The following is a 12084-nucleotide window of genomic DNA, read 5'->3' as shown; positions in this document are numbered from 1 at the left end:
CGCGCTCAGGGTTACTTTCTAGGATGCGCACCACCCTCGAGGGACGCATTTTCGATTTGCTCGTGATTGGTGGTGGAATCACGGGCGCCGGTGTCGCGAGGGACGCCGCGATGCGTGGCCTCGAGGTAGCACTGGTCGAGAAGGACGACTTTGCGAGCGGCACGTCGAGCCGCTCGTCGCGGCTCATTCACGGCGGCATCCGTTACCTCGAGCACGGACAGCTCGGAATGGTGCGAGAGTCCGTGCGCGAGCGGGAGACTCTGCTTCGAATCGCGACGCACCTCGTCAAGCCGCTGGAGTTCACGTGGCCAGTCTACCGTCGCGCGAGAATCACACGAACGAAGCTGCGCGCTGCGTTGAGCGTGTACAACGTGCTTGCCGGTCGTTACAGGCTACCGAGCATCCACTCCGCCGAGAATGTCATCGAGCGCGAGCCTCTGCTCCAGCGCCGGGAATTGAAAGGTGGCGCGAGCTACACCGACGCGACGACGGACGACAGCCGGCTGACACTCGCCAACATCCTGAGTGCAGAGGAGCACAATGCGGTGACGCTCAATCACACCGAAGCATTGCGGCCGATATCGCGTGACAGGGGCGAATGGCTGGTGAAGGTGCGCGACGGGCCGTCCGAGATGGTGAGCGACGTGCGGACGCGCGTCGTCGTGAACGCGACAGGGCCGTGGAGACTCAACCTCGAGCGCCGCTGGCCTCAGCACCGCATGCAGCGGCGAGGCAGCAAAGGCGTGCACATCGCACTGCCGAGAGACCGTGTCGGCAATCGCGGCGCGGTCACGATAACGTCTCCCGACGATGGGCGGGTAATGTTCGTGCTGCCCGACGGGGTGCTCACGATTGTCGGCACGACGGACACCTGGACCAGCGAGCCGCCGGACGAAGTGCGCGCATCTGCGGCTGACTGCGAGTATCTGGTGAACGCCGTCGACGCTTATTTCCCGGACGCGCGGATCGGCGAGGCCGATGTGGTAAGCGCCTGGGCGGGCATCCGTCCGCTGGCGGACTGGGATCCGGAGAAGAATCCGTCCGATGTCTCTCGCGAGCACAGAATCACGCAGAATGGCGCGGGCATGATGACAGTGAGCGGCGGCAAGCTCACGACTTACCGTGCGATGGCACAGCAGATCGTGAACCAGGTCGAGCTCGAGCTGGGAAAGAAGCCGTCACCGTGCACCACTGGCGAGGTGGATCTTCCGGGTAAGGACCGAGCCGACCGCATCGTCGCGATGGTCAACACGGACGCCGCGCTCGCAGAGGCCGTGTGTCCGGAGCTCCCCTATACGATGGCCGAGATGCGATACGCAGTGGAGCACGAGATGGCTTTGACGCTGAGCGACCTTCTCATGCGAAGGACGCGCATTGCGTTCGAGCTGGCGGATCACGGCGTCAGTGTCGCGTCGCGCGTGGTGGAAGCGGTTGCCGCGTCAGCGCAATGGAGTGACTACGCGAAACGCTCGCAGATCGAGGCGTACATCGGTGACGTCGCGCGCGTGTTCGGGGCGGCCGGGCGGAGTCACTGGTAGACCTTTCTTAGCTTCCGTTTGGACTCGCACCCTAATCGGTGCCTGATCCGCGGCCTAGCCTTCGTGAATCGTCTTCAGCTCCACGATCTTGAGCTTTCGCGTTTTCGCCGGGAGTCGCAGGATCGTCGTCTCGCCGACAGCCTTGCCGACGAGCGACAGCCCGATGGGTGACGACATGCTGACGTGGCCTTCCTCGAACTCCACGGAATCGCCGAAGACGAGGCTGTAGCTCTCCTTTTCACCCGTCGTCTCGTCCTTCACGACGACCTGCGAGCCCAGGCCAACCTTGTCAGCCGGAATCTGGGCGATGTCTATGCTCGACAGCTTGCTGAGCCGCTGGCGCAGCTGGCCAAGACGCGCCTGGACGAGCTGCTGCCGTTCCAGCGCAGCCTTGTACTCGCTGTTCTCTCGCAGATCGCCCATCTCGACGGCTCTGCGGATCTCGTTTGGAAGCACGACGCTCAGCTCATGCTGAAGCTTCTCGACTTCGGCGCCGAGCGTGGCTTTGAGGTGTTCGATCATTGGTGGATACCGCGGGTCAGGACGGAGACAAAAATCCGAGCGTCGCTCCCCGTCGGGGGAGCGACGCTCGTGATATAGCAAGCTAGACAGTCATCCCGGCAGCCGCAATCCGCCCCGCTTCCCTTTCATCGCGCACCCTTCTTGTCAGACTCGCGGCGATCGTAAAAGCCGCGCCGCTCGTATTTGCGCCTTTGAGTCTCGTGCGCCTGTATCACCGTGTTAGCCGCTTCCGCCGGATCGTCGGTCAGAACCATGAGGTCGATGTCTCCCGGCCCGATCTTGCGCTCGGCCAGCACCCGCGCCTGTAGCCACCGGACCAGGCCGGCCCAGTAGGCGCGTCCGAAGAGAATCACGGGAAACTGATAGATCTTCCCCGTCTGTATCAGCGTCACCGCCTCGAACAATTCGTCGAGCGTACCGAAACCGCCCGGGAAGATGATGAACGCCACCGAGTACTTGATGAACATCGTCTTCCGCACGAAGAAATAGCGGAACTGCACCAGCGTATCGACGTACGGATTCGCTCCCTGCTCGAAGGGCAGCTCGATGTTGCACCCAATCGAGCGGCCCCCGCCAAGACGCGCGCCCTTGTTCGCCGCTTCCATGATTCCCGGCCCGGCACCGGTGATTATCGCGAACCCGCTTTCAGCAAGAATGCGGGCCACTTCCTGTGCCGCCGCATAGTGCGGATCGTCGGGTGAGATCCGAGCCGATCCGAAGATCGTCACCCCCTTCTCCACTGACGCCAATGTGTCGAAGCCCTCGACGAACTCTGACGTTATTCGCATCACTCGCCACGGATCGGTCTTGGTGAAGCTCTCGCCCGGTGGAGGGGACTGGAGGAGCTTTTCATCCTCCGTCATCGGCTCTTCGTAGTCTCTTATCGCATCGTCGATCACTCGCGTTGCGCCGGCTTGCCGCGCGTCTGTCATCTGCGAAGGAGGAGTCCGCCCTGCCATGATGTGACCTTCTTCCGTCCGCTCTTTCAGACCCGCGCGCGACGCCTTTTCCGCCGACGCCTGCATCTCCGGATCGAAGCGCTTCCCGCTTGGCGTTCGCGCGTGCTTCGTTCGAGTGCGCGACCCTGCAGCCGTGGCGGCGGTACCTTTCTTTTTCCTGGCCATTAGGCAATTCGGCTGATGTGAAACGACTTACGGAGGACACGCTCTGCGCAAATATCACACTCGCGAGACATGTCCGTAGTCGTGCTCGTCGCCGACGGCGCGCGTCCCGACAAACTGACCGAGGCGATCGACAGCGGGTCACTGCCCGCGCTCGCACAAATGCGAGACGAAGGCGGCCTGCACACCATCACCTCGGCATTTCCCTCCGTGACCGGGCCCGCGTACGCCCCTTTTCTCATGGGTCGTTATCCGGGACCCGTCGGACTGCCGGGGCTCCGATGGTACGATCGCTCACGATCTGCCGCGCGCATGCCGGGACATTCGCGGAGCTACGTCGGCCCCGAGATGCGCCTCGTGGACAGGGACCTCGACCCAGATGCGCCAACGGTCTTCGAGATCGTTCCGGCGAGCATCGCTGCGCTCAACGTCATCAGCCGCGGATTGTCGAAGGGCGACCGCATCGGGCGCGGGATGCGGTTCGTCGCACGAACGGCGCGCACACACTTTCGCGGCAACGTGCGCGGGTGGCTGGCGATCGACCGCGACATCGGCAGTGAAGTGGCCGAGCAGATTCGCGTAAAACAGCCGGACTTCGTGTTTGCCGCATTGGCCGGGATCGACAAGACATCGCATTCCGCGGGGCACGAAGCACCGATCGTCCAGGATGCCATGCGCATCGTCGACGGAACTGCTGCCGAGATCAGGCGCGATGCCGAGCTCGCGGGGAGATGGAGCGACATGCACCTCTGGATTGTAAGCGACCACGGGCATTCACCCGTGCGGGAGCACGAAGATCTCGCCGGACTCGTCCGCGGAACCGGAGCGCGCGTGATCGCTCACCCGTGGGTCTACTCCCCATCGGCCGATGTCGCAGTGATGGTGAGCGGGAACGCGATGGCGCACATCTACCTCGATCTCCAGAAGCGCGAGCGTCCATGGTGGCCGTCGCGGGATTCGCGCTGGAACGACATTACGGAGCTGCTGCTCTCGCGCCCCTCCGTCGACCTGATGATTCTCCCGAGATCGCCGAGCGAGTGCGAAGTACACTCGAGGGCTGACGGTTTTGCCCGCATGAAGTGGAGCCTCCGGTCTCCCGGCGTTGAAGCGGATTATGCGCCCTCAGCGAACGACCGGCGGGCGGACACGATATCGTATGAGCCCGTTACCGGGGACCCTCTGCGCATCGGGCCACAACATGATCTCGACAACGCACAGGCCTACGAAGCGTGCATTGCAAGCGATTATCCCGACGCGCTCGTTCAGATCGCGCATCTCGCGGGAGCGCCGAGGTCGGGCGAGATCATTCTCTCGGCATCACGCGACTGGGATTTTCGCGCGCGTTACGAGCCAATCCCTCACGTCTCGTCACACGGCGCCCTGCATCGCGAGCACATGCTCGTGCCATTGTTGGTGAATCGGCCCGTTGCCGGCCTTCCACGCAGGACAGTAGACGTGATGCCCAGTGCCTTGAGAGCACTGGGCCTCACGATTCCGCCCGGACTGGACGGCGAGCCGTTTACGTGAGGCAGTGAGTCGTTACGTCGCTCACCGGCTTACACCGAAGATAACCCGCTACGGTACGACGATCTTGCCGACCATCCCGCCGTGAAGTGTGCAACGGAAATTCCAGGTCCCGGCCGTCGAGAAAGTTCGTGTCCTCGAGCCCGTTGTAATCGTACCGATGTTCGTCACTCCGGGAGAAATCGGTGCATCGAAAACGACGTCGTGGGTAATGCCCGAGGTGTTCTCGAAGGTCACGACAGCTCCACTGCTGACACTCAGTTCGGTGGGGTCGAAGCTCGCCGACCGCATGCAGACCGTACTGGCCGCGCAGGTACCGCCTGAGGGAGGCGGGGGTGGGGGTGGGGGTGGGGGTGGCGGAGGTGGAGATATGATCCCGCCGCCGCCGCCACCGCCTGAACATGACAACGCGATCGAGCACGTGAGCAGCAACCCCACAACACCAAGCTTGCGCATAAGCATCCTCCCGGCAGCCGGCCCCGCTGCCTCCAACGGTACGCGCAACCCGACCCGGTCAGGCCGAGCGCATCCCTGCTACTCGAACCTACTGTGCGCACCCGGACGACGGAATGCCATTCGCCGCGCATCACATGTCGTTTACCGCCGAAAGCTGCATCCGCCGATGATGGCGAGAGCCATTGGCAGTCCAAGCGTACCGGCGCGAATCACTGACTGAGGCGTACCGCCAGCGGCGATCCACACCAGAAGCGGATTCCGTAGCGGGCGCGGGTTCGGATTCGTTTCCGCGAAAGTGTAGACTCGAGTTCCATCTTACGTTACCGGTGACCGTTACCGGTTATGGATGGTAGCGAGTAGCGTGCCCTCCGATCTTCCCATACCCTCCCTTTCGCGCCAACCTTTCCCGTCAGATGACTCACCAGCAGAATCGCCCCGTAGTGTATGTAGAATACCCTGACTGGGTGGACTCGATTGTCGACTGGGATCGCACCTACGCCGGCGACGAGGATCGCATGAGGCTCGCAATCGCCGTCTCACGCACCAATGTCGAGCGCGGCACGGGCGGACCGTTCGGCGCGGCAATCTTCGAGAGACAATCCGGCCGCGTCGTTGCCGTCGGCATGAACAGCGTCGTGCGATACAACAACTGCGTTCTGCACGGTGAGATCATGGCGTTCATGATGGCAAACCAGCGCGTTGGCTCGTTCACCCTGAGCTCTCCGGGTCTCCCGCCGCACGAGCTTCACACTTCCTGCGAACCCTGCGCAATGTGCCTCGGCGCCACGCTCTGGAGCGGCGCGCAGCGCCTGGTCTGCGGCGCCACGCGCGAGGACGCCTCGCTGCTCAACTTCGAGGAAGGACCGGTGTTTCCGGAGTCGTACCGTTATCTCGAGGAGCGTGGGATAGAGATCGTGCGCGACGTGCTTCGCGAGGAAGCGCGCGCGGTCCTCGAGCTCTATCGCGCAACGGGCGGCAAAGTCTACAACGGTTGACCCCCGTAGTGGGTAACCGGCGGGCATCCACCAGGAAGCCGGTCATCGGCGCTCCGGTCTCTTCTCCCTGGACACTGGGGAAAGCTGGGTGGCTCGCCGCCTCCGCGACCGAGGCCGCGAGCTTCTCCGAGACTACGGGGTCTTGCTGACGTTGAATGTGTAGTTGCCGGTCTTCCCCGCCGGAATGCCGATCACGACGACGAAGTACATCGCGCTTGTGGCCGGCTGGAAGGTCAAGGCCGTCGATCCGGACGGGTTGCCGCTAGACTGCAACACCGTGATGGGTCCATTCGCGGTAGGCAGGCCAACCTCGAGACGCAGGCCGGTACCGATTGCCGCGATCCGGTAGCTTTTCCCGGCGACCATGGGGACCTCATAGTAATCGAGGTAGGTCGTGGACGTCGACCCGGTACAATCGTTGGTCGTGTTCGCGCCTGCCACGGACACATCGGGGAAGACAAAGACCGAGGGGCCCATGGAACTCCCCCCCGAGGTGCATCCGTCGGGGTTCGACACGCTCTGGGTCTCGAGCGTGTAGGAGCCGCGGCTGCTGTTCGACCCGCCAGAGAGCGCGATGAGGTAGTTCCCCGCCGGAAGGATCGCGAAGTTGGTCTTCGACAGGTTGGCCCCGTAGACGAAATTCTCCTCACCCACCCGATCGAGCGATCTCACCTCGATCGACCCGCTGAGTCCGGTGTTGGCCACCGTCACCCTGAGGATCGTCTGACCGCTCAACGTGAACTTGTAGAGGTCTGTGGGTCCCTCTCCCTGCAGATTGCAATCCGACGACTCGATCGTGCCGTTGATGGTCGTGCCGATGTTGAGGGTCACGGGCACGCCGCAGGCGTCATCTACTGCGCCGAAGGGACTGAACGACTTCACCTTTCCGCCGAGTCCGCCGTGCGCCGCATAAACAGGCGACGGGTTGAGCAGGCTCCCGGCGCGTGTCACGATCGACGCCATCGCAGCTCTCCAGCCTGAGCTCGTCGGGGAAGACTGCGCGCCGGCTATGACGTTGGTGCAGCGCAGAAAGTCGCTGACGCCAACTGGGTCGAGAATCTCGACTGTCGTCCCGACCGCGTGCGCCAATCTGAGCCGGCTGTGCGCCTCTTCCGGTGCATAGAAGGGACTTGATGGATCGGTTACCTGACAGACTCCGACACGTACCGAATCCCCGAACTGCGAAATCGCAGGCGACGTCGTGAACTCGTAGTACGGCGGATACTGCTTGAGCGTAGTCGGAAGTGGACCCTCACCCGGCGTCGAAGGAGCAGGCAGCTGCGTAACTGTTACGAGCACCTGCTGGCTAAACGCTCCAGCCGGGATCTGCACACCTGCCGCACCGCTCGGCGTCACAACAGTGCCGCCTGCTGGACCGACCATGGCTTGCGCGCTTTCGCGCGGTAGCGATGGCTGCGTCGAGTCCGAGCAAGCAGCAAGAACCGCGGCGGCGGTCGGAAGAATCAGGAGGAAGGAGCATCGCTTTGAAAACCGGACTGCGGGCAATGTTGGACGAGCCATCCAGCCCCTTTCGTAAAACGTGGAAAGCCGAACTCGATTCCAGCCTGGCGGGTCAAGGTCCCGACCTTTCTCCGGTCCCGCAAGGGAGGTTTCCTCCTATTTTCTCGTCGCGCACGTGATTCGCGACGCGTACGGACAACGGTTAGCGGTTTCGGGTTACTGGTTTGGGTTAGCGTACCGGGCAAATGTCTCAGCACGCAAACCACCCGGCGGTGAGGGTAGAGTACCCGAACTGGGTAGACTCGATTGTCGACTGGGTCGGCGCCTACGCGAGCGACGAGGATAGAATGCGGCTCGCAATCGCCGTCTCGCGCACCAGCGTCGAGCGCGCACGCAGCTCTCTGGAGTGGAGTGCAAGCGGCTGGTGTGCGGCGCTGCGCGCGACGACGCTTCCATCCTCAGCTTCGAAGAGGGCCCCGTCTTCCCCGCGTCATATCACTATCTCGAGGCGCGCGGGATCGAGATCGTCCGCAACGTTCTGCGCGCCGAGGCACGCGCCGTCCTCGAGCTTTACCGGCAGAACAGCGGAAAGATCTACAACGGTTGAGCGGCTAGCCCGTAACCGGGCAGAGATTCCTGGTCACAGACCCCACACCATCAAGCCGCAGTCAACGGATCAACGCATTCCAGAAACCGAACCGATGAAAGTCGGCGTCGCGGATGATGATTGTGCGCCCGAGCTTCGCGGCGCGCACGACGGACTGATGCGTCCGCCAGCCGCGATCCAGATGGGCAGCAGATTCTTGGGGACGCGGATAAAAGGCGAGGTCGTTCAATGGAGCGCGATGCACTCCTGTTGCGCCGGGTTCGCGTTGCGGTAACTCGTTAACGCCGCTATACTGGCGCCGCTGAGTGTTCTGAGGTGGCTGCGTCGTCCCTTCACGAGGCGCGTCTACGCTGGTCATCGCCGGGAGGAGCAAGATGCTGCACGCAGCGCCCTGTCGTCTCCGACGCTCGCGAGTGGGATCGCACAAGCGCATCTTTCTGGCGATCGTGGCCCTCAGTCCACTTCTTGCCGCTTGCTCCGATGGCCCGCCTACTCAGCCCGAAGATCCGAATTCCATCGAAGCGCAGATCAAGGCGCTCTTCCCGCCGGGCGCTTCAGCGCAGGACGCTGCGCTTGCTCAGATCGCCGACATTCGGCAGCAGATAACGCTCGCCGCGACCGCCCAGGCGCGCTCAAAGACTCTTGCACTCGTCGACTTCACCGTGACGTCTTTCCGTGACGGAAAGCTCGTGGGTGGGACGTCGGCAGCTACCGGCAACGCCGCATCACGGTTGATGAACACCCTATATCAGCTCGTGGGGATGGCTCCGCCGAATCTGCCCGACGGATCGCTGAGCAACGACGGAGCGGCCAAGGTAGTTGGTCCAGAGGGCGCGCTGATTGTAACGCCGAGCGGTGCGGCCGGGGTGCAGATCCCGGCGGGGACGATCGGTGAACAGGTTCTGGTTACGGTGACGCGATTGCCGGCGCCGCCGACTCCCGGGACGGGTCCCCTTCCCACTTCGCTCAAGCAGTATCCGCCGTACTACGATTTTTCAACGTTTCCGGCCGTTCCGCAATTCGCTGATTCGGTCCGAGTCGGCGTTTGTCAGGTAACGGATCCCTCGAATCCCCTTTACGCTCCAGAGGTCGCCCACGATCGGCTGCGACTGGCGCACGCAGTCGGTTCGACAATTGAAGTTCTCGAGCGAGTCGGCGTGAGTGATTTCCTTCGGTGCACGAACGTAACCGCCAGTGTCGCCCTCTCCGGCGGCTGGCGAACCGCGCTGTCGGCTCTTGCGCAGCGAGTAATTGGCCGCATGACTCCCGTCTCGCTGTATGCCGCACACGGCGGACTGGGGGGAAAGGTCAAGTCCTTCAGCCCGTTTGGCGCCGTGGACCCAGGTCCACCTCAAGCGGCCCTCTCTCTGGCCGTCGGTGATAATCACAGCTGCGCATTGAGTGTCAGCGGTGCTGCCTATTGTTGGGGCACGAATGGCAGCGGGCAGCTGGGCAATGGCACCACCACCGGGAGTCTCGTCCCGGTCCCCGTATCGGGTGGGCTCCAATTTGCCGCCATCACTGCGGGGGCAATTTCGACGTGCGCACTCACTACCCAGGGTGCAGCCTACTGCTGGGGTCAGAACTTTACGGGACTGTCAAGCAGTACCCCGGTGCCTTTGCCAGGTAACGTGCGGTTTGCACTCATCAGTATGAGCAGTACACACGCATGTGCGCTCACCGCCGGTGGTGCGGCCTACTGCGCTGGGTCTAATCGTGGCGGCGCGCTTGGAAATGGCGACACAATCGCATCGGCAACACCGGTTCCCGTCCTCGGCGGGCTTACGTTCAGGACGATCAGCGCGGGACTGTTGCACACCTGCGCCATTTCCACAGACGGTAGCGGATACTGCTGGGGGCCGGATTTATTCTTACAGAACGGCAATGGGGGCACCACGCAGAGCGTTGCGCTCGTGCCCACAGCAATTGCGGGAGGCCTCAGTTTCACGACATTGACCGCCGGCGCCACGGTTTCATGCGGCACAACCAGCACCGACACGTATTGTTGGGGGCGGAATAATTTCGGAACGCTCGGCGATGGCACCACAGGCTTCAATTCCCTTTCTACTCCGGGGAAGGTCCTGGGCGGCATTGTCTTCACCTCGGTTAATTCTGGCAATGCAAACAATGTTTTCACACCCGTCTGTGCTCTGACCGGATCAGGAGCTGCATATTGCTGGGGGAGTAATGACTCAGGGCAATTGGGAACGACATCGGCCCTGTCAACGTGCACGATCGTCTTCACCGGAGGCACCAGTAGTACATTTAGCTGCGCGGGGGCTCCAGTTCCAGTGGCGGGAGGACTCGCTTTCGATATCGTGATTCCCGGTGCCCGGCACACATGCGGGCTCGCGCGCGATGGTCGTGCCTATTGTTGGGGGGCGAATAATCTCGGCCAGCTCGGGAACGGGGGGACCGCGCAGAGCAACACGCCTGTCGCCGTCGCTGGCGGACTCGTCTTCCCCTGAACCTGGATAGCTGATCGGAGCGCTGCCGGAGCGAATATTCCATCGGTGCCTTCGAAACGTTGCGCGATCCTCTGACCAACCGCAGTTTGTAAGGCCGCTGGTCATTCCACGCCTGTTCAACAGGTGTAGTCCATGCCATCCCATACCGATTGGATCTCGTCGCGCGGATCTGACAGCTCCGACGAGTCCAATTTTCCTCCGCTCACGCAGATAGCTGAGCACTACGTCGTCGAGCGCGAGCTCGGCCGCGGCGGCATGGCAACAGTCTATCTCTGCACCGACAAACGAAACGGCAGCCGCGTCGCCGTGAAAGTGCTGCGACGGGAGCTCGGCAGTCCCGTGGTCGTCGAGCGCTTTCTGCGCGAGATCTCCTTCTCCTCCGACATGGAGCATCCGCGCATTCCCAAGGTTCTCGATTCAGGGATGATGGGCGATCTGCCCTATTACGTGATGACCTACATCGAGGGGGAATCACTGCGTGCCCGATTGAACCGCGAGAAACAGCTATCGATCCGCGCCGCCATCCAGATCACCTGCGATATCATCAGTCCCACTGCATACGCGCACGAGCGCGGCATCATCCATCGCGACATCAAGCCCGAGAACATCATTCTCGCGACGGACGGCGTGTACGTGCTCGATTTCGGAATCGCGCGGGCGATCGTCGAATCGGGAATGGATCGCCTTACTTCGACGGGCATCGGAGTCGGCACGCCGGCGTACATGAGTCCGGAGCAGGCGCTGGGCGACCGCAACCTCGATGCGCGCAGCGACATCTATTCGCTCGGCTGCGTTGTTTACGAGATGATCGCCGGGATTCCGCCGTTCGTCGGACCTACGGCGCAGGTGATAATCTCGCGGCGATTCGCCGCCGCGCCACCGCCGTTGAGCGAGGTGCGGGACGGCGTGCCGGAGTCCGTCGAACATGCCGTAACGCGAGCTTTGGCGAGGGCTCCGGCTGACCGCTGGCCGACAGCGACAGAGTTCGGAGCGGCTTTGCGAGAAGCGGAAACCAGGCCGCGACTGAGATGGCCCGGCGCGGGATCACCTCGGCGCTCGGCTGCGCGGATCGGCGCGGCGGCAGTCGCTCTCGCTTTAGTTGCAGCCGGGATTCTGGCCTGGTCGCAGGGCCGCCGGAGCGCCTTCGAGAAGGCGCAGGACGCGCTCGCGTCGTGGGACCTCGGCTCCGCGGAAACCGAGTTGGGCCGAGCTTTCGCGGACGATCCAAATGATGCTGGCGCACGGCTGTGGCTCGCGCAGGTGATGATGCTTCGGGGTCGGCCGGCAGCTCAATGGAGGCAACACGTCGTTTTCGCCGCCGATAAGCGTGTGCAGCTGCCGGTAGCCGAGCAGAAGCGTACGGATGCACTACTCGCTATTTCCTCTGGGAAT

11 protein-coding genes are annotated in these 12084 nt (G+C 62.9%); 6 read left to right on the top strand and 5 right to left on the bottom strand.

Annotated elements, in window-relative coordinates; translation table 11 throughout:
- The first annotated feature begins 23 nt into the window (after window positions 1-23).
- A complete protein-coding gene (locus VES88_11795; protein ID HYN82179.1) occupies window positions 24-1538 on the top strand; it encodes a glycerol-3-phosphate dehydrogenase/oxidase in 1515 nt (504 codons plus the stop codon).
- 54 nt (window positions 1539-1592) lie between these two features.
- On the opposite strand, the gene VES88_11790 is transcribed toward VES88_11795, so the two are convergent.
- A complete protein-coding gene (locus VES88_11790) occupies window positions 1593-2060 on the bottom strand; it encodes a GreA/GreB family elongation factor (protein ID HYN82178.1) in 468 nt (155 codons plus the stop codon).
- 125 nt (window positions 2061-2185) lie between these two features.
- Entirely contained in the window at window positions 2186-3184 is a 999-nt protein-coding gene (locus VES88_11785) for a TIGR00730 family Rossman fold protein (protein ID HYN82177.1), read from the bottom strand.
- Between the two features lie 69 nt (window positions 3185-3253).
- On the opposite strand from VES88_11785, the gene VES88_11780 reads away from it, so the two are divergent.
- A complete protein-coding gene (locus VES88_11780) occupies window positions 3254-4708 on the top strand; it encodes an alkaline phosphatase family protein (GenBank protein ID HYN82176.1) in 1455 nt (484 codons plus the stop codon).
- A gap of 48 nt (window positions 4709-4756) precedes the next feature.
- Here VES88_11780 and VES88_11775 read toward each other — a convergent pair whose 3' ends face one another.
- The gene (locus tag VES88_11775) at window positions 4757-4996 is read right to left on the bottom strand and encodes a plastocyanin/azurin family copper-binding protein (protein HYN82175.1); all 240 of its coding nucleotides are present in this window, start codon (window positions 4994-4996) and stop codon (window positions 4757-4759) included.
- Between the two features lie 578 nt (window positions 4997-5574).
- Here VES88_11775 and VES88_11770 point away from each other — a divergent pair.
- A complete protein-coding gene (locus VES88_11770; GenBank protein ID HYN82174.1) occupies window positions 5575-6156 on the top strand; it encodes a nucleoside deaminase in 582 nt (193 codons plus the stop codon).
- A gap of 132 nt (window positions 6157-6288) precedes the next feature.
- Here VES88_11770 and VES88_11765 read toward each other — a convergent pair whose 3' ends face one another.
- A complete protein-coding gene (locus VES88_11765; protein ID HYN82173.1) occupies window positions 6289-7539 on the bottom strand; it encodes a hypothetical protein in 1251 nt (416 codons plus the stop codon).
- Between the two features lie 484 nt (window positions 7540-8023).
- Here VES88_11765 and VES88_11760 point away from each other — a divergent pair, with 484 nt between their 5' ends.
- Window positions 8024-8224 carry a hypothetical protein gene (locus VES88_11760; GenBank protein HYN82172.1) on the top strand — a complete coding sequence of 67 codons (201 nt, stop codon included), beginning with the start codon at window positions 8024-8026 and terminating at the stop codon, window positions 8222-8224.
- Window positions 8225-8285: 61 nt separating this feature from the next.
- On the opposite strand, the gene VES88_11755 is transcribed toward VES88_11760, so the two are convergent.
- Window positions 8286-8453, bottom strand: a complete 168-nt coding sequence (locus VES88_11755) for a hypothetical protein (protein ID HYN82171.1) — start codon at window positions 8451-8453, stop codon at window positions 8286-8288.
- A 184-nt stretch (window positions 8454-8637) separates the two neighbouring features.
- On the opposite strand from VES88_11755, the gene VES88_11750 reads away from it, so the two are divergent.
- Window positions 8638-10692, top strand: coding sequence for a hypothetical protein (locus tag VES88_11750; protein HYN82170.1), 2055 nt, complete (start codon window positions 8638-8640; stop codon window positions 10690-10692).
- 132 nt (window positions 10693-10824) lie between these two features.
- Window positions 10825-12084, top strand: a 1260-nt coding sequence (locus tag VES88_11745; GenBank protein HYN82169.1) for a serine/threonine-protein kinase, incomplete at its 3' end; no start/stop codon positions are given.

This window comes from Gemmatimonadaceae bacterium (genome assembly GCA_035633115.1).
Taxonomy (GTDB): domain Bacteria; phylum Gemmatimonadota; class Gemmatimonadetes; order Gemmatimonadales; family Gemmatimonadaceae; genus UBA4720.
This window is presented reverse-complemented; position numbering and strand designations above follow the sequence as displayed.

Bases quoted from the DNA above. Each gene is read 5' to 3' on its own strand.
- VES88_11770 (HYN82174.1), top strand. From the start codon at position 5,575: ATGACTCACCAGCAGAATCGCCCCGTAGTGTATGTAGAATACCCTGAC.
- VES88_11795 (HYN82179.1), top strand. From the start codon at position 24: ATGCGCACCACCCTCGAGGGACGCATTTTCGATTTGCTCGTGATTGGT.
- VES88_11790 (HYN82178.1), bottom strand. From the start codon at position 2,060: ATGATCGAACACCTCAAAGCCACGCTCGGCGCCGAAGTCGAGAAGCTT.
- VES88_11780 (HYN82176.1), top strand. From the start codon at position 3,254: ATGTCCGTAGTCGTGCTCGTCGCCGACGGCGCGCGTCCCGACAAACTG.
- VES88_11775 (HYN82175.1), bottom strand. From the start codon at position 4,996: ATGCGGTCGGCGAGCTTCGACCCCACCGAACTGAGTGTCAGCAGTGGA.
- VES88_11785 (HYN82177.1), bottom strand. From the start codon at position 3,184: ATGGCCAGGAAAAAGAAAGGTACCGCCGCCACGGCTGCAGGGTCGCGC.
- VES88_11765 (HYN82173.1), bottom strand. From the start codon at position 7,539: ATGGTCGGTCCAGCAGGCGGCACTGTTGTGACGCCGAGCGGTGCGGCA.